Below are 21,425 nucleotides of genomic sequence, written 5' to 3' on the forward strand. Positions count from 1 at the left end.
TTATCCATGGATGTGAACAACGTTCAGAAGTGCGTTGGCGGTGAGCATGCCACGCAGGCGATAGGCGGGCAAAGAGTCCTGCAGCGATTGATTGGTACGGACCGGGAGGTCAGCTCTCGGACCGTTCGGTCAGGTGACTGAACGCTTCCAAGTTGCGGGTCGACTCACCGCGGGAGACCCGCCACGCGTACTCCTTGCGGATCGCGGACGCGAAACCGAGCTCGAGCAGGGTGTTGAAGCTGCCGTCGGCCGCCTCCAGGACGGAGCCGAGCAGCCGGTCCACCTCGTCCGCCGTGACCGCGGCCAGCGGCAGCCTGCCGGTCAGATAGATGTCGCCGAGCGGGTCGACGGCGTAGGCGACGCCGTACAGCTTGAGGTTGCGCTCCAGCAGCCAGCGGTGCACGGCCGGCTCGTTCTCGTCGGGATGCCTGATCACGAAGGCGTTGAGCGAGAGGGAGTGCCTGCCGACGATCAGCGAGAGGGTGGTCGACAGCTTGCGCGTCCCGGGGAGCTTCACGACGTACGAACCCGTCTTCGGACTCTCCCACTCCAGCTCGGCGTCCTTGAGAACCCCTTCGACGATCTGTGCCGCCCGCTGTTCGTCAGACATGCGGGCAGCGTACGCGACGGCTCTCAGGCGCCGTACGCGCGCGCCCGGCGCCGGTGCGCCTGCATGGCCGCCGTGTACACCCCGGCCGTCGCCGAGGCGGCCGTGTCCCAGCCGAACGACTCGGCGTGCCGCGCCGCGGCCCTGCCCATGCGGCCGCACAGCCCCGGCTCGTCGGCGAAGTCGCACAGCACGCGCGCGTAGGCGGCGGGATCGTGGCCGTCGACGAGGACGCCCGTCTGCCCGTGTTTCACCGCCACGGGCAGCCCGCCGACCGCGGCCGCCAGCACCGGAGTACCGGCCGCCTGTGCCTCGATGGCGACGAGCCCGAAGGACTCGCTGTACGACGGCATGACCAGCACGGAAGCGGCGCGGAACCAGTCCGCGAGCTGGTCCTGCTCGACGGGCGGGCGGAAGCGCACGACGTCGGCAACACCCAGCCGGGCGGCGAGTTTCTGCAGACCCTCCGGCTTGGCGAGGCCGCTGCCGCTGGGTCCGCCGACCACGGGCACGACGATGCGGGAGCGCAACTCCGGGCGCTCGTCGAGCAGGACGGCGACGGCGCGCAGCAGCACGTCGGGGGCCTTGAGGGGCTGGATGCGCCCGGCGAACAGGGGGATCAGCGCGTCCTGCGGCAGCCCGAGCCGGGCCCGGGCGGCGGCACGGCCGTCGGCGGGCCGAAAGCGGTCCAGGTTCACACCAGGATGGACGACGGCGACCTTGCCGGGGTTCGCCGCGTAGTGCCGTACCAACTCGCCGGCCTCTTCGGCGGTGTTGGCGATGAGCCGGTCGGCGGCGCCCACGATCTGGGTCTCGCCGATGACACGGGCGGCGGGCTCGGGGGTGTCGCCCGCGGCGAGAGAGGCGTTCTTGACCTTCGCCATGGTGTGCATGGCGTGCACCAGAGGGACGCCCCAGCGCTGGGCCGCGAGCCAGCCGACATGGCCGGAGAGCCAGTAGTGGGAGTGCACGAGGTCGTAGTAACCGGGGCGGTGACCGGCCCAGGCCTGCATCACCCCGTGGGTGAAGGCGCACAGCTGTGCGGGGAGGTCCTCCTTGGCCAGCCCTTCGTACGGTCCGGCGTCCACGTGGCGGACGAGGACACCGGGGGCGAGCTCCACGGCGGGCGGAAGAGCGGCCGTGGTGGCCCGGGTGAAGATCTCCACCTCGACGTTGATCTCCGCGAGACGCTGCGCCAGCTCCACGATGTACACGTTCATGCCGCCGGCGTCGCCCGTGCCGGGCTGGTGGAGCGGGGAGGTGTGCACGGACAGCATGGCGACACGACGCGGCCTGCGGTGCGGCAGCCGCAGCCGCGAGGCAGCCGGGGAGCGACGCCCGAGCCTGCTCACGTACTGGCTCACGTGGCGTTCCTCCTTGTCGCGGGCATGTCGGGTGGGAGAGCGCAGAATGCCTCCCAAGTGATCCGAACGCCGGAGGAAAGCAGTCCATTTCCCTCTCCGGCGGCTTTGCCGAATCATTACCCTCTATCGCTCAACCGTTCGACGCCGTTCGGCGTGCGGCGCGCCGCGGGACGGACGGCGCACGGCGGCGTCTTCCCCGCCGATCGGTTGTCCACAGGCCGGCGCGGTCGGTTGTCCACAGGCCGGTCCCGCCCCCTGGCCGGCCGCTTACTCTCGTACGCATGTCAACCCGCGCCGCGTCCCGCCCCGTGGGTACGGTGACGCGCGGGACCACCAATCCGAACCGCCTGCGCCGGATGGACCGCTGGATCGCCGCGGTCCACGGTGCGGAGCTTCGCCGTACGGCACACCCGGTGGCCGTCGACCTCGGGTACGGGGCCGCGCCCTGGACCGCGGTGGAACTACTGCAGCGGCTGCGCACGGCGGCACCGCTCACCCGTGTGGTCGGCGTCGAGATCGAACCGGCCCGGGTCGCGGCCGCGCGGCCGTACACCCGTGAGGGCCTGGTCTTCCGGCACGGCGGCTTCGAGGTCCCCATAGCGGGCCGCCCGTCCCTCATCCGGGCCGCGAACGTCCTTCGGCAGTACGAGGAGGGCGAGGTCGCCGCGGTCTGGGAGCTGCTGCGTGCCCGGCTCGCCCCCGCGAACCCGGCGTCCGGTTCGCGCGGCGGGCTGCTCGTCGAGGGCACGTGCGACGAGATCGGCCGCCGCCACGTATGGGTGGCCCTGGGCCCCGAGGGCCCGCGCACGGTGACCTTCGCCACCCGGCTCGGTTCCCTGGAGCGTCCGTCCGATCTGGCGGAACGGCTCCCCAAGGCGCTCATCCACCGCAATGTCCCGGGCGAGCCGGTGCACGCCTTCCTGCGCGACTTCGACCGCGCCTGGGCCGCCGCAGCGCCCTACGCCTCGTACGGCGCGCGCCAGCGCTGGATACGCACCGTCCGCCGACTGACGGCGGACTGGCCGGTCACGGACGGCCCGGCGCGCTGGCGCCAGGGGGAAGTCACCGTGGCCTGGGGAGCGTTGGCGCCACGCCGCTGAACCCGGTCCCACCTGCGGGGAACGATCTCCCTGAGTCGTTCGTCACATTCGCGGGGAGATCGCCGCAAGAGGGTGCGCACGGGGGAGAGTGATCGTCGTACGAAGTGCGGCAGGGGAGGGAGTTTTTGCGCGGCTTGGCCCCGCCCTCTGTCACTTTGCACGCCGGCGTGCCACGATCCCCCAGGGCGACCGTAAGTTACTGACGGTAAATCAGATGTGAGGAAGAAGTATGGGATCCGGGAAGCGGACCCTGACCACGGTGGCCATTGCTCTGGTCTGTGCGGTCACCGTGCTGGGCACACCAGGAGGGGCTTTTGCCAGCCCCGGCCGGCCGACTCCGGCATCCACACCGTCCAGCGGTTCAACTCGCGTTGCCGGCAAGGACCTCGAAGCCGTCCGCAAGAAGCTGGACGACCTCTACCACGACGCAGCGGTGGCCACCGACGCGTACAACGCGGCCCAGGAGAGAACCAAGAACCAGTCGGCGCAGATCGTCCGGTTGGCCCAGGAGATCGTCAAGGGCCAGGAGAAGCTGGCCGATCTGAAGGACCGCGCGGGAGCCGCGGCCCGCGCGCAGTACCGCGGAGGCGGCCTGCCGCCGGGAGTCCGGCTCTGGCTGAGCGACAACCCGCAGCAGTTCCTCGACGGCGCCGGCACAGCCCTCCAGGGCGAGCACGCGACCGAGGGTCTGCTCGCCGACATGACGCGCACCCAGCACGACTTGGAGCAGTACGCGCGCGACGCCGCCGACCGGTGGCAGGAACTGGACGCCAACCGCGAGGCCAAGGCCAAGGCCAAGAAGAAGATCGAGAAGCAGATCGCCGCGGCGGAGAAGCTCGAGTCGCAGCTGAAGAAGCAGGAACAGAAGCGGCTGCAGGAGCTCGAGGACGAGGCCGCGCTCAAGGCGCAGACGGCCTGGCTCGACTCCGGAATACTCAAGGAACTCCGCGGCAAAGCCTCCGGGGAAGGCCGGGAGGCCGTGAAGTTCGCCGCCGATCAGCTCGGCAAGCCCTATGTATGGGGAGCCGAGGGCCCGAAGTCGTACGACTGCTCGGGACTGACCTCCCAGGCCTGGGCCGCGGCCGGAACGGTCATTCCGCGCACCTCGCAGGAGCAGTGGAAACATCTCCGGCACGTCGACGTCAAGGACATGCGCCCCGGCGATCTGATCATCTACTTCCACGACGCCAGCCATGTGGCGATGTACGTCGGCGACGGCGCGATCATCCACGCTCCCCGGCCGGGCCGGACGGTGACGATCGCAGGTGCCGGTTCGATGCCGATTCTGGGGGTCGTACGACCGGACGCGTAGGGCCGTCTCCCGTGAGCCTGTTGATCACCCTTCGGGCTCATGGGAGGACGGGCTCTACCCCTCAGCGAACGGCCGAGTGGCGTGCCCCACGTGACGCGCCCCACGTGACCGCGCGCACTCCACGCGCCCCCAAACCCAGGCCCCACGTGACATTCGTCATCCCCGTCCCGGGCCCACCGTGTCCAACTGCGGTAGGGGATGCGGCATATGACGCTGGCCGGTTGCCTTGCGCCCCTCACCAAGGCATTCCGTTGCGCCCTCTGCTACCGCTATGGTCCCGGTCGGTGGGTCGAGGTCCCTCGCCCCACCATGCCCTCGGGGGGAGGGAAGGAACCGACACGATGCCCGTACCCGTACCGCGGCCGAGGGCGATGCCGGCCGCGGAGAGTGGTCAGGCTCAAGCCGAGTCCCGGCCCGGGATCCAGGCCGCTCAGGGCCAGGCCCCCCGTGGCAAGGCCCCGTCCGACACGCTCACCCTGCTGGTGATCGAGGACGACCCGACGGGCCCGCCGATCGTGCCCGAGATGCTCGATTCGGCAGGCCGCCCCATACGGCTGCGCACCGCCCGCAACCTCACCGAGGCCGAGCGGCTGCTCACCCATGACGTCCAGTGCATCCTGCTGGACCTCGCGCTGCCCGCTCCCGGCCGGGCGGCCGCGGAGGACGACGAGCTGGCCGTGCTACGGCATGTGCTGCAGCTCGCGCCTCGCCATGCCGTCCTCGCCCTCACCGCGTCCTGCGACGCCGAGCGTGGTGCCGATGCGGTGCGTGTCGGTGCCCAGGACTATCTGTTCCGCGACGAACTGGACGGGCGACTGCTGAGCCGCGCGATCCGCTACGCGGTCGAGCGGAAGCGCTCCGAGACGGCCGAGCGGCGGCTGACCGAGTCCAGGCTGCGGGCCCAGGAGAACGCCCGTCTGGAGCGCGGCCTGCTGCCCAACCCGCTGCTGGACGGCTCCTCGCTGCGCTTCGCGGCCCGCTACCGCCCCGGCCGTTCCCGGGCGCTGCTCGGCGGTGACTTCTACGACACGGTCCGTACTCCGGACGGCACGGTGCACGCCATGATCGGCGATGTCTGCGGGCACGGCCCGGACGAGGCGGCGCTCGGCGTGGAGCTGCGTATCGCCTGGCGCGCGCTGACGCTGGCGGGTCTGTGCGGCGACGAGCTGCTCTCCACGCTCCAGCAGGTCCTGGAGCACGAGCGCGACAACGAGGAGATCTTCGCGACGCTGTGCACGGTGGACATCGCACCCGACGGTCGCCGCGCCGGACTGTGCCTGGCCGGTCACCCGTCCCCGCTGATCGCCCGCCCGGACCGGCAGGCGGAACTGTTGCCGTACAACAACAACGGCCCGGCGCTGGGTCTGCTGCCGCGCGCCCGCTGGCCGCGTATGCAGGTGGAGCTCGGCCCCGCCTGGAGTCTGATGCTCTACACCGACGGACTGATCGAGGGCCGGGTCGGCGAGGGCGGGGAGCGCCTCGGCCTGGAGGGCATGGTGGAACTGGTCCGTCGCCGGCTGGCCGAGGGCCTGGGCGGCGAGGACCTGCTGCGCGCGACGGTCAACGAGGTCCGCGACCTCAACGGAGGGGAGCTCGCGGACGACGTGGCCGTCGTCCTGCTCAGCCGCGCGCCGTAGGGCGAGGGAACGCCCGCGCCGCAGGACGAGGACACGCCATAAGCCCGGCCGCGGCACGACAGCCGCGGTCTGACCCGCACCGCCGTCCTGCCGCGGCCGTCGGCCGTCGGCGCATGTGCCGCGGCCCGGTCGGTCACCGTCCGCCGTTGTACGGACCGTAGGGCCCGTCGCTGCTGCTTCCGCGGCGGCGACGGCCCCAGCCGCCGCCCGAGACCTGCTTGAGGGCGGGCCGCACGTCCACGAAGAAGACGATCGAGGCGACCAGGCCCGCGAGCTGCAGGAAGAGCATCGGCACCAACAGGTTCACCGCGACCGCGATACCCAGGATGATCAGCCAGAAGCCCTTGTTCTGCTTGTTGGCCGCCCGGTAGGCGTCATCCCGGTACAGCACCGCCATCACCAGTGCCACCACGGCGAGCACCAGCATGGCGAGATAAAGCAGCGACAGAACGCCGCCGAATGCCGTCATCAGCACAATGCCCACCACCCGGGTCGAGTCCTTTGTATGGCCACCGTACCCATGTCCTGCGGCCGTGTATCAATGAGAACGGGCCGGACACTCCAGGAGTGCCCGGCCCGTCGCATTTCGTCCGACACGCGGTGCTTACTTGGCCGGCGGCGTGGTCTTCTTCGCCACGGGCTTCTTGGTGGGGGCCGGGGCCTTCTTCGCCACCGGCTTCTTGAGGGCGGTGGGCTCGGCCTTGGCCTCGGCCTCCGCCGGCTTGCGCTCGTCCTTGACCACGACGGGCTCGGGCTTGCCCTCGACGGCGACGGCCAGGTCCTCGATCTCGTCGGCCGCCTCGCCGCGCCAGGTCTTCACGGCCTGCTCGCCGTGCTCGGCGACCTTCTCGTAGGTCTCACGGGCCTTGACCGCGTACTCGGCGGCCACGCCGACGCCGCGCAGGGCGAAGTCCTGGGCGGTCTCGCCGAGCTTCTTCAGGTCGGCGTCGAGGTTGTTGCCGAACTTCTTGATGTCCGAGTCCAGGCCGTTGAGGAACTGGCCGACCTTCGTCTGGATGGTCGTCTGGGTCTCCTTGACGCGGGCACCGGCCTCCTTGGAGAAGGCCGTGGCCCTGTCCTGGACCACCTTCCGGTCGGTGTTGCGCACGGCCTCGATACGGGCAGGGGCCTCGGTGCGCAGCTGCTCGACCAGAGCGGGCACCTTCCTGGCCTGCTGGAGGGCCAGGTCCGCGGTGCCCGCGGCGAAGTAGAGCGGGGTCGGGTCACTGAGGGTCTTGCGCAGGTCGTTGGTGATGGCCATGGAAATGGATCTCCCGCTTCGGCTTTCGGCTGAGGGTTTTGGGTGGTCCGCTGGGTGCTTTCCGCTCGTCCCGGTCATCCGATCTCCGGGTCAGCCTGCGGTCTGCAGCGGACCGGCATCGCCGTCGCCGGCCGTATGGGGGTCGGGCTCTGCGGTGTCCTGGGCCGCATCCGTGTCCTGGGCCTGCGGGCCGTCCTCGCCGGACGTGTCCGCCCGGGCCGTCTCGAAGCCGTTCTCCTTGCGGAAGGACTCGTAGATCTGGAGAAGCACCTGCTTCTGCCGCTCGTTGAGTGTGGGATCGGCGAGGATGACGGCACGTGTCTCCACCTCGTCCCGGTCCCGCTCGGCGTCGAGAATGCCGGCCCGCACGTACAGCGTCTCGGCGGAGATCCGCAGCGCCTTGGCGACCTGCTGCAGCACCTCCGCGCTCGGCTTGCGCAGCCCGCGTTCGATCTGGCTCAGATACGGATTGGACACCCCGGCGGCGTCGGCGAGCTGCCTGAGCGACAGCTGCGCATTGCGCCGCTGTTCGCGCAGGTACTCACCGAGATTGCCGACGTTGAGCGATGCCATGTACCCACCATGCCGCACTGGCGCTAACAATTGCAAGCACCTGCTTGCAAAAGTGCGCTGCGCCACGCGCGGTATCGCACGGTCGACGTACATGACGCCCCCGCCTGGACGGCGACAAGCCGAGGCGCCACCCACGCGGACGAGTGACGAACGAACCGGTGACAGGCCTCGCGTACCCCACGGATCGGCGCCGACACAGGGCGCCCGGAAGGTGCAAGCGCACCTTCCTCGACGTACATGAGAAGGGTGTGAACCCCGAAGGACAATCACCCGAAGGAGGTCTTCGGGTAAGTGGTTCGAACCGGACACACACGCGTCAGAACGCCACCGGGTGGCCCTGCTCCCGGAAAGCCGGATCCATCGCTTCCCGGGCTGTGCGCCCGTTCGTCGCCCACGGAGCGAGCGACGATGTGACACGGTCCAGGTCCGGCACGTGGGCGAGACCGAGGGGCTTCTCGGCGGCGGTCAGCACCTGGTGCACCTTGTGGGCCTCCTCCTCCAGGACGGGCTCGCCGGCCTCCGGCCAGGAGTCCAGGAGCTGGGTGGCGCGGATGACGTCGGTGAACACGGACTGGGCCCGCTTGAAGTCGAGCAGTCTGGGGAGATCCTCTTCCCAGCCGTTCGTGCTTCCCTCTCTCTCCTCTTCCATCGCCTCGCACCACCGCTTGGCCATCAGATCGTGCTGCGCCTTCGGATAGCGCATCAGATACAGATGAGTGGCCAGGTCGTAGAGAGGGTCACCGAACATCGCCAGTTCCCAGTCGATGGCCCACAGCCCGCCCAGGTCGTCGACGATGAAGTTCTCCCGGTGCAGATCGGCGTGCAGCAGGCAGAAGGGCCGCTCACTCAGGCCGGCGACACGCTCTCTGAGCCGGTCGAAGGACGATCCGTCGAGCCCCAGCGAGGCGAACAGATCCGGGAACCTCGTCAGGTTGTCCCGGTACACACGCTCTTCGGCGAAACAGATGAGGCGCTCCAGGAACCCCTCGGTGTCCCCGTCGGCAGGCCGGTCCTCGGGTCTGCACTCGCGCTCGACCTCCAGCGACGTCGGCGTCACCTTGGCCATCTGGCGGAACAGGCGCAGGATCTGGGCCGTGATGCCGTCGGGAACCTCCGTGCCGGATGCGTACCGCGTCCCGAGCGTCTCCCCTTCGATGAACCTCTGCAGGCGCACCCCGTCGGCGACTTCGATGAGTTCGGGGATGCCCGAGATACGGCCCTGCAGAGCGAGCAGCAGCGTTTCCTCCGAGGCGAAGCACCGGCGGTCGAACCAGAGCAGGTTGCTGCGCGGCTCCCGGCACTTGCCCCGCATGGAGTAGGACCCGGTGATCGCGGCGGGCAGGGGGATCACATAGGTCTCGTGGTGATAACCCGCGAGCGGCCCTTCGACCGCGCCCGGATCAGCGCTCATCTCGGTGGCGCGATCCCGCGCGGCGAAAGAGACACGTTCGGCTGACATCGTTCGTTCCCTGGCCTGAAAGCGCACCCGTGGTGCGGAAGTGATGCACGGTACTCCCCCGCGGATGAGCATGGTGCCAGAAAGGATTCTTGCAACGTGTCGGTCGCCCCCGTGGCGGAACGAACGACCTGGCATACGCCAACCGTGTGGCCCGGCATGGTGGTCGCCCCCGGTCCTCGCACCTACGAACGCCGCGCGCCTGCTCCCGCCGAATGGCACGGTCGTCGACACTGACGAGGTGATCACCAGTGGAGGAACGCACGACGTACTCACCGACCAGGAGACCCTGAAAGGGCTTCTGAACCGTGTACGCGCCGTGCTCTTCGACTTCGACGGCCCCCTGTGCGACCTCTTCCGGGGGCGATCGACCGCGTCCATCGCCGACGAGGTCAAGGTCAGGGCCCGGCAGGAGTGGCGCCTGCTGGACGCCGGGGCCGAGGCGTGCACCGACTCTCACGGCATGCTCCGCGAGCTCGCCGGGATGCTGGACCGGTACGGGCAGAGCGCGCTCGGCGGACCGCCCGTCTGGGCCGACACCATCGTCAAGAAGCACGAATACGCGGCGGTGGCGTCCGCCGGGGCCGTCGACGGCGTGCACGTCTTGGTGGACGCACTGCATGCCCTCGGGAAACGGCTGCTGGTCGTGACCAACAATGCCCCGGGGGTGGTGGGGGCCTTTCTGGAGCGAACCGGCCTCGAGCCGAAGTTCGACGGCATCTGCGGCCGGGACCCCAGGGATCCGCGCCGCATGAAGCCGCATCCCGATCCGGTCCTGCGTGCCCTGCGGCGCCTTCCCGCGGTGGAATCGGACGCGGTGCTGTTGATCGGCGACCAGGTGACCGACTTCTTGGCGGCGCGCGAGGCGGGAGTGCTCTTCCTCGGTTACGCGCAAGCGGAGTCGCGCGCCCGGGAATTGGACGCCTTGCGGCCGGAGGGTGTGATCAGCTCCTACGCCCCGCTCATCGGTGCGGCGGCAGAACTTCTCCGCGAGGCCGCGACCCGGTCACCGGGTCATCCCTGCGCATCGATGGCGATGAGGTCCCAGACCGAGTCGAACCAGGACTGCATGCGGTCCACGAACGCCGTCCCGTAGAAGTCCGGGTCCTCGCTCTTCTCGAAGTGCAGCAGACGGGCCCCGAGTCCATCGACGTCGATCGCGTCTATCTCCTCCATCGTCGGCAGCACGATGGGCCGCTGGATCACCTCGTACATACCGAACAGCGCTTCACGGCCGTTCAGGAGATAGAGCTTGAAGGGCGGCGGGATGGCGACGTACCGGATGCTCACGTCGACCTGCGGGACGTGGCCCTGAGCCCGTAGTTCCTCGAGCTTCCTCCGCAGCGACGTCGTGCTGTCGTGCGCGATCTTCCGCAGGCGCTCCAGGGGGCGTACGTCCTTCGGGTCCGCGAGGGCCCGCAGATAGGGCAGAGGAAGGTCCTCGGCGGGAATCAGCATGCGCAGGGCTATCCGCTGCGGTGCGATCTCCCCGGTCCGGATCCGTTCTCCCTGCAAAGTGATGCTCGAGTCCAGGGACTCGGACGTCAGCGTGAAGACGTCGAGCGTCACCTCGGGTTGCTGGAACGCCTCGGAGATCCGCGATGAGACCGTGCTGTGCGACCGTCGGACGGGCGCCGTCGCGTCCGGACGAGGCTCACCCGTCGGCTCCGGCTGCCGCTCACCCGTGGAGACCACACGGGATCCGCTGCCCTGCCGGGACTCGATGAGGCCTTCGTCCCTCAGCTTCGCCAGCGCTCGCTGCACGGTGTCGCGCGAGACACCGAACTGGTCGGCGAGCTCACGCTGGGTCGGCAGCAGCGAGCGAGGTGCGTAGCGGCCGACGACGATGCGGGACCGCAGTTCGTTCGAGACCCGCTCGAACTCCCTGCCGCGGCCCTCGTCACCGATGCGCTCGCCACCCACACGCCGACCGTACCGCTCCCGACTGACAAGCAAACCAGTTTCAGTCAAATAAGCATCCCAACCGGCCTGCCAGTTAACCGATCAACCTTCAAGGGGATGACCAGATTAAGTCAATCAGTCCAATAGGACCGAAGGTTGATCGCTTCTCTGCACCAGAGGCCACCCGGGGGAGTCATGGTCGTCCTTGAACTGCTCTACCGCGTACTGCTCATAGAGCTCCAGCAGGTCTTCGTCTCCCGATACGGCGTGTGGGGAGCCTTCTGTCTCTTCTTCATCGGTGTCGGAGCGCGGGCCCGGAACACGGCATGTCTGTCTGCCGGCGCCGTGCTCTTCGTTCTTCTGATGTCGCAGGCCTGAGGATTGCCCGGCCACCCACCCAGTCAACCAGTCCAATCGCGCGAGCAATCGGCGCGAAAACGCGGCGGCGGATCAGCCCTGTGCGCGCAGGACCCGTAGCACCGACTCCAGCGAGCGCACGATCACCAGGGCGCCCGCGTCGCTGAGGAGTTTCTCCTTGTCCTCGTTGCGCGCATAGCCGAGGAAGGGCACGCCCGCCTGTTCAGCGGCCTGGAAGTCGGACGGGGTGTCCCCGATCATCAGGGTGGCCCCGGGGGCCGCTCCCATCGCCTGCAGGGCCCGGTTCAGGTGGTACGGGTCCGGCTTCTGCTGGTGGAGTTCGTGGGTGCGGCCGTAGATGTGCGGGGTGAAGCACTCGGCGAGTCCGCGATGCGTCAGGTACGCGGAGACCGTCCGCGCGGAGTTGTTGGTGGTGACAGCGAGCCGTGCGCCGAGCGCGGTCCAGGTGCGTATCAGCGGGTCGGCGTACGGGGTGGGCTGCGCGCTGGAGACGGCCCTCAGTTCCCGCTGGGTGAGCATCTCCTCCAGGTCGGCCACCAGGTCGCTCCCCCGGTGCCGCTGATCCACCGCGTGCAGAACCGCCTGCGGGTCGGGGTCCTCCTTCTCCTCCTCGGTCAGCAGCCTCAGGAGCCCCTGCGCCTCCAGTCGCTCCACGAGTTCCCGTGCGATCTCCGACGCCGAGTAGCCCGCGAACAGCCGGCAGATCGGCCCGTCGAAGTCGAAGAGGACGAAGCGCGCGCTGGTGATCAGTTCGCGGAGTTGTTCCGTCAGTTCTGTCACCGGATCAGTCTGCGTCGTGTCAGGAGTCACTAGGAGAGTGTCAGGTCCGTCGTGATGGTTTCCCAGAGGGCGTCGAACCACTTCTGGGATTGGTCGACGAACGCCGCGTCCCGCTGGCTCGTCCTGCGCTCGAAGGAGAACAGGAGGGACGTGGTGCCCCAGGTGTCGTACATCTCCAGGGTCTGGCTCTCCACCTCCTCTTCGCGCTTGGTGAGCATGTAGTACGCGATCAGGGCTTCCGAACCGTTGAGGAGGTACAGCTTCACCGGTGGTGTGAAGGGGAGCGCCCGGAACGCCACATGGACGTCGATCTTGTGCGATGGGCGCAGGGCCTGGAGGTTGTGGCGCAGGACGTGGCCCTGGGCGTTGCGCTGCTCGAGCCAGCGCCGGTGGACCGGGTCCTCGTCGCCGGCGCTCTTGACCGAGATCGGGAACGCCAGGTTGATGTCCCGGGAGGGCAGGAGGATCCGCACGTCGATCGACTGGGGGCGGATACGGCCCTCGTGGATCAGGCGGACCGGTTCGCCGAGCGCCAGCATCAGCGTCTCCGCGGTCAGACAGGCCGCGTCTATACGGACGTGCGGCGCCGCGAACGCCTCCGTCAGCCGCGGGGCCAGGGCCACCATCGTCGGCTGGGGCTCGTCCCTGACCGGCTGCGGTTGCGCGACCCTGGGCGGGCTGCCCTTGGTGACATTGCTGAGCAGGCCGTCCTCCTGGAGGGCGCGCAGGGCCTGGCGGACCGTGCCCCGCTCCACTCCGAACTCCTCGGCCAGCTCGGCCTGGGTGGGCAGGCGGTCGCCCGTCTTCAGGTCGCCGGTACGGATGCGCTCCCGCAACGTGTCGGCGATCTCCTGTGGCGAGAGTCTTCTGCTGCCGTTCACTGCGACGTTCTCCTGGGTCACGACCAAACGCTACAACCCACGTCCATCTATGTGGAGTTGTCTGATGATTGTTTATAAGTAGATACCAACTGGGGATAACTTCCATGGAGTTGGTAGCCAACTCTACCGAGTTGGCGGAGGATTTGCCTCCTCTCGCCCATCAACCGCAGGTAGTCATCCCATGCACACGGCTCGTTCCCCCGCTGCCCCGTCCCCCGGATCTGGGAGATCCGAACTTCAGGAAAGAGGTGCCGCCGTGCCCGCCCTCGCACTCCTCTCCGCCCTCTTCGTCGTCGGCTTCGACCAGTTCGTCCAGTGGAAGTACGGCACGATGGGCGTGATCGGCCTGCTGCTGCTCACCGTCGGCGTCAAGGCGAAGAGCCCCACCTGCAGCTCCGTCGGGGCCGTGGTCCTCGCCCTGACGGTCACCCAGCCCTCCCTGTGAACAACCCGCCCCGCGAACAAGGGGGCGGCTAGCTTTCGAACTCCAGCTCCGAACTGATGGTCTCCCACAGCGCGTTGAACCACAGATGCGACTGCTCCACGAAGGTCGTGTCCCGTAGGCCCGTCCCCTGCGCGAAGGGGAACAACATGGACTGGGTGCCCTCCGCGTCGTACATCTCCAGGTACTTGTGGTCGATCTCTGCGCCGCGGCGGGTCACCGTGTAGTAGGCGAACAGCGCCTCCGCCCCGTTGAGCAGGTACAGCTTCACGGGGGGAGTGAAGGGCAGCGCGCGGAAGGACACGTGTACATCGATGCCGTGCGTGCTGCGCAGTGTCAGCAGGTTGTGTCTGAGTACCTGGCCCTGTGCGTTGCGCTGGGCCAGCCAGCGCCGGCGCAGTCGGCCGTCGCCCGTGTCCTCCACCGGCGCGGGGAACGCCAACTCGATCCGGCCGCTCGGCAGCAGGACACGCACATCGACTTTGGCCGGTTTGATGCGCCCCGCGTGAATCGCGCGCAACGGCTCGCTCATCGCGAGCGTCAGCGACACCGATGTCAGGCACAGGGCGTCTATCTCCACGTGCGGAGCCGCGAAGGCGGCGGATATCCGTGGGGCGAGCGCCACCATCGTGGGCTGCGGCGTCGCCTCGAGGCCGGACGGCACCCCGCCCACGAACCGTGCGACGGTGGCCGGGCTGCCCTTGGACACATTGGTGAGCAGATGCTCCGACTGCAGGATGCGCAGCGCCTGGCGCACCGCTCCCCGCTCCACGCCGAACTCGTCCGCCAGCTTGGCCTGCGTGGGCATGCGCTGGCCCGGCCGCAGCGCTCCGGACCTGATCCGGCTGCGCAGCTCGTCGGCCACGTCGTGGTGTGACCGCTGTGGCCGTTGTGACCTCTCCCGCCCGTTGACGGCGGCACCTTCCGGCTCCACGGCGAAACATTACAACTTCACGCCATCTTTGGGCAGTTCAGCGATAGGTGGTTATGAGACGACTCAAGCTGGAGATAACTCAATTGAAGTTGGTCGCCAACTTCGGCGAGTTGAGCAAGCTTGAGCGGCCTTGCGAGACATGGTCCTACTTTCGGGAGGTTGGTCACGTTCCCGGGACGGGAACGCCAGGTGCTCAAGCCGGCAAGACGACTGATCGGACTCCCTTCCGGAGGGGAGCCGGGAGCTCGGTCGGTCGCCATCGCCCGCACCCTCACAACCACAACTGAATCGCTACGGATGCACAGCAAGGAATGCCACCACTCGCACGGAAGGAGTGCCACCGAAGGGCCCGCGAGGGCTCAGAAGATGTCCGGGCACCACGGTCGCCTGGATGTACGCAGCAGGGCGTCGGCGACAAGGGCGGCGCCCTTTTGCTGTTCCCGCACGCGCCCGAGCGCCGCGAGCCGGACCGCGGACTCGTCGCCCAGCCACAGCGTCGCCAACTCGGCCACGGACATGGTCAGATGGGGCCCCCGGTCGGTCGGCACGCAGGTCGCGCCGTCCGGTCCCGCCTCCAGCAGGTAGCGGCCCGAGGCCGGCCCCGCCGCGTCGACGACCTCCAGGACGAGCGTGCCTCGGGCGTCGTACGTGCGTGCCTCCAGTGCCCTTGCGACGTCGAGTATCCGCACCCACAACCAGTCCGCGTACGTGGTGAGACGCGCGGCGCGCGGGTCCGGCAGGAGGTGCGGCAGCAGATCGTCCGGGGCCCGGTACCCCGACTTGACCGCGGTGACCCAGTCGATCGAGCAGAGGTAGTGCCACAGGGCACGCTCGGCGGCCGGGCCGGTGGTGATCAGGCTTCTGACCTTCGCCGTGTTCAGGGGCCTCTTGTCGTCGCCCCAGTGGTCGTCGCACACATACGTGGCGAGGCCGTCGACCTCGCCGGACGCGGAGCGGTGAACGGCGTAGAACGGCTCGGTCCAGGGCCGGGCGTCCAGACGGATCACGCCCGTGTGCCTCTGCCACCAGCGCTCGTCGCGGTTGACCACACCGGGCCGGCTGCGGCGGAGGCGCTCGTGGAGCTCGGGGCCGAGCTTGCGTACGTCGGAGCCGTCCACGAGGTCGATACGGCCGCCGTCGTCCGGGGCGGGGCGGTGGCGGTCGAGGCCGGTACGCGGGACGTCCACGGTCCACTCGGCGGCGTGGGTGGCCGGGCCGAAGCCGTAGCGGCCGTAGATGGGGTACTCGGCGGCGATGAGTGTGGCGACCACGTCACCGCGCTCCTTCGCTGCGGCGAGGTCCCGCGCCATCATGCGGCTGAGGATGCCGCGGCGGCGGTGGGTGGCGGTGACGGAGACGTTGGTGATGGCGTCGGCGGGGACGGGCGCGCCCCCGACGGCGGTGAGCTCCTGCGGGAAGGAGCGGAAGGTGGCCACACAGCGACCGCCGTCGAAGGCGCCGAGGGTGCGGGACGGGATGACGTACGTGCCGAAGTCGGCGACGTCGTGGTCCGAGGGGTGCGGGGGCTGGAGGAAGCCGGTGCTGAGGGCGCGGCTCCAGTCCCGGATCTCGGGTTCGGTGATCGGGCGTACGTCGATGTCCTCGCTGCGGCTCATGGGAACACGCTAGGGGGACGGTCAGCAGGGTGTCGCGCGGATTTTCCCGCGCGCGAAGCAGGGCGGTGCCGCCCTACCGCCCTCGCTGCCGGCCGCCCCGGGGCGCCGCCCCGGACACCCCGCGAGCCTCGGCTGCCTGGCGTCCTGCGGGCACGCGCCGAGCCCCGGACCAGAAGGGCCTCCGGCCGCCCAGGAGCCCCGTCCCGCACACCCCGCAGGCCTCGGCCGCCTCGCCCCCTGCGGGCACGCGCCGAGCCCCGGACCAGAAGGGCCTCCGGCCGGCCCAGGAGCCCCGCCCCGGGGCGCCGCCCAGGACACCCCTGGGCCTCGGCCGCCTGGCCGCCTGCGGGCACGCGCCGAGCCCCGGACCGGAAGGGCCTCCAGCCGCCCAGGAGCCCCGTCCCGGGGCGCCGCCCAGGACACCCCCTGGGCCTCGGCCGCCTGGCCGCCTGCGGGCACGCGCCGAGCCCCGGACCGGAAGGGCCTCCAGCCGCCCAGGAGCCCCGTCCCGCACTGGCGCCCCTGTCCGCCCAGGAGGCCCCGACCGCCCAGGAGCCGCCGTCCGCCGGACCGGCCGAGGACGGGGGCGGCACGGCCGGGTGGGCGGGCCGGCCAGCGGCCGCGCACGCCGTCACCTCAAGGCCCTTCGCTCAAGAACGAGGCCACGGCCGCACCACCGAACGGCCTAGAACACCGCTCGTATCTCCCCGACCTCACGCCCCCCGCCCAGCAGCGGTGCCTTGCCTATGCGGTCCACCACCGGGGCGTCGATGCCCATCAGGTTCAGAGCGCGGGCCAGGACCGGGCCCAGTGCCCGCGTCGCGCCGTCATCCACCTTGAAGGCCAGGGCCCGGCCGTTCGGGAGGGCCACCGCCTGGACCGCCTCCGCGCCCATCTTCGACAGGGCGCCGGGAATCTCGCGCATCAGCCAGGTGTCGGGACGGCGCGTGCCCGCCACGTACTCCGGGTGGGCGCGCATCGCGTCCGCCACGCGGCGTTCCGGCGTGCCGGGCGCCGCCAGGACGAAGGAGCGGAAGGCGTGAGCCAGACCGACGAGGCTGATCGCCATCAGCGGCGCCCCGCAGCCGTCCGTACCGACCGCCGCCACGGACTCCCCGGCCGCCTCCTCCACCACGGAGTGGATCAGCTGCTGCAACGGGTGCGCAGGATCGAGGTACGAGTCCATCGGCCAACCGCGCAGCGCGCAGGCCGCCAGCATCGCGGTGTGCTTGCCGGAACAGTTCATGGCGACCCGCTCGCGGACGGCGCCGGAGGCCAGGAACGCCTCCGCCTCCGCGGGGTCGAGCGGCAGATCCGGCGGGCACTGCAGCCGCTCATCGGTCAGACCGTGCTCGGTGAGCATCGTGCGCACCAGGTCCAGGTGGAACGCCTCGCCCGAGTGGCTGGCGGCAGCGATCGCGAGCCGTTCCCCATTCAGGTCGAGGCCCGCCCGCAGAATGCCGGCGGCCTGCATCGGCTTGTTGGAGGAACGCGGGAAGACCGGGGCCTTCACGTCCCCGATCGCGAACTCCACGGAACCGTCGGCTGCCAGCAGCACCAGGCTTCCGCGGTGCCGCCCCTCGACGAACCCGGACCGCACCACCTCGGCGAGCACCGGGGACACGGAGGACGGAGCGGACGGGAGGGTCTGTACGGACGTCGTCATGGGCGGTGGCCTTCTGGACGGGAGGACCCGCCCCGGTGCCGCCCGCGGGGTCCACCCGGCACGGCGTCGCAGGCGGCCGCCGGGGTCCCGGGGCCGCCGTGCACACTCGGGGCCCCGGGTTCGCCGGGGCCTCCGCGTCACATGAGCAGGTCGTCTACTTGTGCTTCCCCCTCACGGTACCTGCGTGCGATTTCGGCGCTGCAGTCGTCCGCCGTGCGCTGCAACTGCTGCCGCCGCCGGGAGACCTGCCGCTCGTACCGCACGAGTCGGCCCATGCCCGCGCCCAACTCCTCGTCCGTACGCGCCTGGAGGTCCGACAGCTCGACCTCGGCGAGCATCTCGGCCGCCAGCCGCCGGTACTCCTCGCCGTGCGGTGTGCCGACCGTCACATGGCGGGCCGAGGAACGGTTGCGGGCGGGCGCGTCCCTGAGGATCTCGGGGAGCCGGTTCACGACCCCTTCGAGGATCCGTCCGCCGCGCCGGGCGAGCTCCGCCCGCAGGATGTCGATCCGGCCCTGGAGCAGCCGCCGTACGTAGCTGAGATCGGCCTCGTCCCGCTGCGCGTCCCGGCGCAGCGCGCGCAGCTCGGTCAGCAGCAGCGCGGACAGGTCGGGTCCGGGCAGGTCCGCGGGCGACGGGCTGTCCGTGCGCTGCACGGGCGCCCGGCACTCCCCGGCGTTTCCCGTACGGGCGGCGGGCGCCACACTTCCGGGCCGCTGCTCGGCACTGGCTGTGCTCATGTACTTACCGTCCCCTCGACCGGAGCGGCACCCCCCACGGATGCGCCGCAACACACGCATCGTGCCACCCGAAGTGGCCGCTATGTGACCGAGTGTCCCTGATCTGCCCCGGATGGAGGGGTTGGGGGCCGATAAGAATCCCCTCTTAAGAGATCAACGCAGGACATCGAGCGGATGCGTTCGTGGGCCGTGGCGAGAAGACCCGGGGACCGTGGACGGCCGCTTCCCGGTGTCCTCGAGCGACACGGCATGATGGTCGGCATGCGTGCGGTGGTGCAGAGGGTGGACGGCGCGAGCGTCGTCGTGGACGGCGAGACGGTCGGCGAGATCAGCGGTGAGGGCCTGTGCGTGCTCGTCGGGGTCACGCACGAGGACACCAAGGAGAAGGCGGCCCAGCTCGCCCGCAAGCTCTGGTCGATCCGCATGCTGCACGACGAGAAGTCCTGCTCCGACATCGACGCGCCGCTGCTGGTGATCAGCCAGTTCACGCTCTACGGTGACGCCCGCAAGGGCCGCCGCCCCACCTGGAACGCGGCCGCCCCGGGCGATGTGGCCGAGCCGCTCGTCGACGAGGTGGTGGCCCAACTCCGTTCGCTGGGCGCGACGGTGGCGACGGGCCGGTTCGGTGCGCAGATGCGCGTGTCACTGACGAACGACGGCCCGTTCACCGTACTGCTGGAGATCTGAGCCCTACGGCTCCACGATTACTTCCTGAGCCGCCGCCGTCGAGTCCGCGACCAGCCGGGCGTCGACCGGGACGTTCCGCTTGACCAGGGCGAGGGCGATCGGGCCCAGTTCGTGGTGGCGTACCGAGGTCGTCACGAAGCCGATCTTGCGTCCGTCCGGGCCCTCGTCCGCAAGGTGCAGCTCGGTGCCGTGCGGCGGCAGGTGGACCTCACTGCCGTCGAGGTGCAGGAAGACCAGTCGGCGCGGCGGCTTGCCCAGGTTCTGCACCCGGGCGACCGTCTCCTGGCCGCGGTAGCAGCCCTTCTGCAGATGCACAGCCGAGCCGATCCAGCCCAGCTCGTGCGGGATGGTGCGGTGGTCGGTCTCGAAGCCGAGGCGGGGGCGGTGGTGCTCGACGCGCAGCGCCTCGTAGGCGAGCAGCCCGGCCGCGGGACCGTTCTTCTCCGCGTACGACTCCAGGTCGGCGCGCGGGAGGAAGAGATCGCGGCCGTGCGGGGTCTCACGGACCACGACGCCTTCGGGTGCCTCGGCGATCGAACCGGCCGGCAGGTGCACGACCGCGAAGTCGTCCGTCCGGTCGGCGACTTCGACCCGGTAGAAGAACTTCATCGACTCCAGGTAGGCGGCGAGGGCGGCCTGGGTGCCGGGCTCGACATGGGCCCAGACCGTCTTGCCGTCGTCGACCAGGTACAGCGCGTGCTCGATGTGGCCGTGCGCGGACAGGACGAGCGCCTCGGTGGCCTGGTGGGGCGGCAGTTCGCTGACGTGCTGGGTGAGCAGAAGGTGCAGCCAGCTCAGCCGGTCCTCGCCGCTGACGGCGATGACGCCGCGGTGCGAGAGATCCACGAATCCGGAGCCGTCGGCAAGCGCACGCTGCTCGCGGAACAGGTCGCCGTAGTGGGCGGCGACGCCTTCGTCCACTCCCTCGCCGGGGACGGCGCCGGGCAGGGACAGCAGAGGACTCTTCATACCGTCCAGCCTACGATGGGGTAGTTGAATTCTTGAGGGAACAGTCCCGGCACCGGCCGAAGATCGCGAAGTGCTTCATATCGGTTTGGAAACCGAAAGTGTCGCGGAGCTTCACGGTGAACTCGGCGGCCACGTCGAGGTCGGCCTCGATGACGTTCATGCAGTCACGGCAGACCAGGTGGATGTGGTGGTGCCGGTCCGCGAGGTGGTAGGTCGGCGCGCCGTGCCCGAGGTGGGCGTGGCTGACGAGACCGAGCTCCTCCAGGAGCTCCAGGGTCCGGTAGACGGTGGAGATGTTGACCCCCGACGCCGTCTTCCTCACCTCGCAGAGGATGTCGTCGGGGGTCGCGTGCTCCAGAGTGTCCACGGCTTCGAGCACGAGTTGCCGCTGCGGGGTCAGCCGGTAGCCGCGCTGCCGCAGATCGCTCTTCCAGTCGGTGCTCACCACATTGGAAAGTCTAGAACTACTTGAAGAAGGCGATCCCGTCGTCCGGAAGGTCGTCGGGCAGCGCCTTCGCCCAGCGCTCGACGTCCTCCGGGGTGACGACCTTCTTCAGATGGGCCGACATGTAGGGACGCAGCGGGACCTCGGGGGTCTGCTTCTCACCCACCCACATGAGATCGCTGTTGACGTATCCGTACAGCCGCTTGCCGCCGGTGTACGGACCGGATGCCGCCGTCCGGGCGACGGCGTCCGTGGCGATGTCGATCTGCGGCTTCTTCACGGCCAGCTCGCCGTACCAGACCTCGACGACCCCGTCGTCGCGGACCATGGTGACCTCGACCTTGCGGTTCGCGTCGATCCGCCAGTAGCCGGCCTCGGTCTCCAGCGGCCTGACCTTGTTCCCCTCGCCGTCCAGCACCCAGCTGCGGGAGTGGTACTCGAGGAAGTCCCGCCCGTCGTGGGTGAAGGACACCTCCTGGCCGAAGTTGCACTTCTCGGAGCCGGGGAAGTCGTGCACGCCCGCTCCTGCCCAGTTGCCCAGCAGGAAGGCCAGAGGGACGAGGTCCTTGTGGAGGTCGGACGGAATCTCGATCATGAGCAGCTTTTCGTCGTGGAGGTCGTGTACACCGGGGGTACGGGGCTCAGCGCTGGCCCTCGTACAGCTTCTTCACGGTC

At 69.7% G+C, this 21,425-nt stretch carries 23 protein-coding genes; 7 read left to right on the forward strand and 16 right to left on the reverse strand.

All coding sequences use genetic code 11. The annotated features are described in order from the left end of the window. Positions 1–109 precede the first annotated feature (109 nt). The gene (locus ABZ904_RS23935; protein WP_359405989.1) at positions 110–610 is read right to left on the reverse strand and encodes a YbjN domain-containing protein; all 501 of its coding nucleotides are present in this window, start codon (positions 608–610) and stop codon (positions 110–112) included. A 23-nt stretch (positions 611–633) separates the two neighbouring features. After that, positions 634–1,971, reverse strand: a complete 1,338-nt coding sequence (mshA, locus tag ABZ904_RS23940) for a D-inositol-3-phosphate glycosyltransferase (protein ID WP_359405992.1) — start codon at positions 1,969–1,971, stop codon at positions 634–636. Between the two features lie 281 nt (positions 1,972–2,252). Here mshA and ABZ904_RS23945 point away from each other — a divergent pair, with 281 nt between their 5' ends. From ABZ904_RS23945 to ABZ904_RS23955, 3 genes are all read left to right on the forward strand, one after another. Next, positions 2,253–3,071 carry a class I SAM-dependent methyltransferase gene (locus tag ABZ904_RS23945; RefSeq protein WP_361825406.1) on the forward strand — a complete coding sequence of 273 codons (819 nt, stop codon included), beginning with the start codon at positions 2,253–2,255 and terminating at the stop codon, positions 3,069–3,071. 229 nt (positions 3,072–3,300) lie between these two features. Beyond that, positions 3,301–4,383, forward strand: a complete 1,083-nt coding sequence (locus tag ABZ904_RS23950; protein ID WP_361825408.1) for an NlpC/P60 family protein — start codon at positions 3,301–3,303, stop codon at positions 4,381–4,383. A gap of 341 nt (positions 4,384–4,724) precedes the next feature. Next, positions 4,725–6,020, forward strand: coding sequence for a fused response regulator/phosphatase (locus ABZ904_RS23955; RefSeq protein WP_361825410.1), 1,296 nt, complete (start codon positions 4,725–4,727; stop codon positions 6,018–6,020). A gap of 133 nt (positions 6,021–6,153) precedes the next feature. Here the strand turns inward: ABZ904_RS23955 and ABZ904_RS23960 are convergent, their stop codons facing one another. The 4 genes from ABZ904_RS23960 to ABZ904_RS23975 all read right to left on the reverse strand — a co-directional run bounded on the left by ABZ904_RS23960 (position 6,154) and on the right by ABZ904_RS23975 (position 9,313). Next, on the reverse strand, positions 6,154–6,495 hold the full coding sequence (locus tag ABZ904_RS23960; RefSeq protein ID WP_359406072.1) for a DUF2516 family protein: 342 nt from the start codon (positions 6,493–6,495) through the stop codon (positions 6,154–6,156). Between the two features lie 129 nt (positions 6,496–6,624). Continuing rightward, on the reverse strand, positions 6,625–7,281 hold the full coding sequence (locus ABZ904_RS23965; protein WP_359406004.1) for a hypothetical protein: 657 nt from the start codon (positions 7,279–7,281) through the stop codon (positions 6,625–6,627). 90 nt (positions 7,282–7,371) lie between these two features. After that, positions 7,372–7,854 (reverse strand): helix-turn-helix transcriptional regulator, encoded by a 483-nt coding sequence (locus tag ABZ904_RS23970; RefSeq protein WP_361825412.1) that lies wholly within the window; start codon positions 7,852–7,854, stop codon positions 7,372–7,374. A 316-nt stretch (positions 7,855–8,170) separates the two neighbouring features. Further along, complete coding sequence (locus tag ABZ904_RS23975) at positions 8,171–9,313, reverse strand: phosphotransferase (protein ID WP_361825414.1); 1,143 nt, start codon at positions 9,311–9,313, stop codon at positions 8,171–8,173. Positions 9,314–9,551: 238 nt separating this feature from the next. On the opposite strand from ABZ904_RS23975, the gene ABZ904_RS23980 reads away from it, so the two are divergent. Continuing rightward, a complete protein-coding gene (locus tag ABZ904_RS23980; protein WP_360993069.1) occupies positions 9,552–10,406 on the forward strand; it encodes an HAD family hydrolase in 855 nt (284 codons plus the stop codon). Here the strand turns inward: ABZ904_RS23980 and ABZ904_RS23985 are convergent. Beyond that, positions 10,325–11,233, reverse strand: a complete 909-nt coding sequence (locus ABZ904_RS23985) for a winged helix-turn-helix domain-containing protein (RefSeq protein ID WP_360993071.1) — start codon at positions 11,231–11,233, stop codon at positions 10,325–10,327. The genes ABZ904_RS23980 and ABZ904_RS23985 overlap by 82 nt on opposite strands. A gap of 174 nt (positions 11,234–11,407) precedes the next feature. On the opposite strand from ABZ904_RS23985, the gene ABZ904_RS23990 reads away from it, so the two are divergent. Next, entirely contained in the window at positions 11,408–11,590 is a 183-nt protein-coding gene (locus ABZ904_RS23990) for a hypothetical protein (protein ID WP_359406019.1), read from the forward strand. A gap of 72 nt (positions 11,591–11,662) precedes the next feature. On the opposite strand, the gene ABZ904_RS23995 is transcribed toward ABZ904_RS23990, so the two are convergent. Both ABZ904_RS23995 and ABZ904_RS24000 read right to left on the reverse strand, forming a co-directional pair. Beyond that, a complete protein-coding gene (locus tag ABZ904_RS23995; protein ID WP_359406022.1) occupies positions 11,663–12,451 on the reverse strand; it encodes an HAD-IA family hydrolase in 789 nt (262 codons plus the stop codon). Then, positions 12,400–13,278 (reverse strand): winged helix-turn-helix domain-containing protein, encoded by an 879-nt coding sequence (locus ABZ904_RS24000; protein WP_360993075.1) that lies wholly within the window; start codon positions 13,276–13,278, stop codon positions 12,400–12,402. The genes ABZ904_RS23995 and ABZ904_RS24000 overlap by 52 nt, the downstream gene beginning before the upstream one ends. A 229-nt stretch (positions 13,279–13,507) precedes the next feature. Here ABZ904_RS24000 and ABZ904_RS24005 point away from each other — a divergent pair, with 229 nt between their 5' ends. Next, positions 13,508–13,696, forward strand: a complete 189-nt coding sequence (locus ABZ904_RS24005; protein WP_359406028.1) for a hypothetical protein — start codon at positions 13,508–13,510, stop codon at positions 13,694–13,696. A gap of 28 nt (positions 13,697–13,724) precedes the next feature. Here ABZ904_RS24005 and ABZ904_RS24010 read toward each other — a convergent pair whose 3' ends face one another. From ABZ904_RS24010 to ABZ904_RS24025, 4 genes are all read right to left on the reverse strand, one after another. Further along, positions 13,725–14,627 (reverse strand): winged helix-turn-helix domain-containing protein, encoded by a 903-nt coding sequence (locus ABZ904_RS24010; RefSeq protein WP_359406031.1) that lies wholly within the window; start codon positions 14,625–14,627, stop codon positions 13,725–13,727. A gap of 359 nt (positions 14,628–14,986) precedes the next feature. Then, on the reverse strand, positions 14,987–16,243 hold the full coding sequence (locus ABZ904_RS24015) for a GNAT family N-acetyltransferase (RefSeq protein ID WP_359406034.1): 1,257 nt from the start codon (positions 16,241–16,243) through the stop codon (positions 14,987–14,989). A 685-nt stretch (positions 16,244–16,928) separates the two neighbouring features. Beyond that, complete coding sequence (locus tag ABZ904_RS24020) at positions 16,929–17,909, reverse strand: asparaginase (protein ID WP_359406037.1); 981 nt, start codon at positions 17,907–17,909, stop codon at positions 16,929–16,931. A 137-nt stretch (positions 17,910–18,046) separates the two neighbouring features. Continuing rightward, on the reverse strand, positions 18,047–18,649 hold the full coding sequence (locus ABZ904_RS24025; protein WP_359406039.1) for an AmfC protein: 603 nt from the start codon (positions 18,647–18,649) through the stop codon (positions 18,047–18,049). A 261-nt stretch (positions 18,650–18,910) separates the two neighbouring features. Here ABZ904_RS24025 and dtd point away from each other — a divergent pair, with 261 nt between their 5' ends. Next, positions 18,911–19,336, forward strand: a complete 426-nt coding sequence (dtd, locus tag ABZ904_RS24030; RefSeq protein WP_359406042.1) for a D-aminoacyl-tRNA deacylase — start codon at positions 18,911–18,913, stop codon at positions 19,334–19,336. Positions 19,337–19,339: 3 nt separating this feature from the next. Here the strand turns inward: dtd and ABZ904_RS24035 are convergent, their stop codons facing one another. From ABZ904_RS24035 to ABZ904_RS24045, 3 genes are read right to left on the reverse strand one after another with little or no spacing between them, the layout of a single operon-like run. Then, the gene (locus tag ABZ904_RS24035) at positions 19,340–20,305 is read right to left on the reverse strand and encodes a folate-binding protein (RefSeq protein WP_359406044.1); all 966 of its coding nucleotides are present in this window, start codon (positions 20,303–20,305) and stop codon (positions 19,340–19,342) included. Between the two features lie 10 nt (positions 20,306–20,315). After that, entirely contained in the window at positions 20,316–20,753 is a 438-nt protein-coding gene (locus ABZ904_RS24040; RefSeq protein WP_359406047.1) for a transcriptional repressor, read from the reverse strand. Between the two features lie 16 nt (positions 20,754–20,769). After that, positions 20,770–21,345 (reverse strand): FABP family protein, encoded by a 576-nt coding sequence (locus tag ABZ904_RS24045; RefSeq protein WP_359406050.1) that lies wholly within the window; start codon positions 21,343–21,345, stop codon positions 20,770–20,772. Positions 21,346–21,425 lie beyond the last annotated feature (80 nt).

The organism is Streptomyces sp. NPDC046900, from assembly GCF_040644975.1.
Lineage (GTDB): Bacteria > Actinomycetota > Actinomycetes > Streptomycetales > Streptomycetaceae > Streptomyces.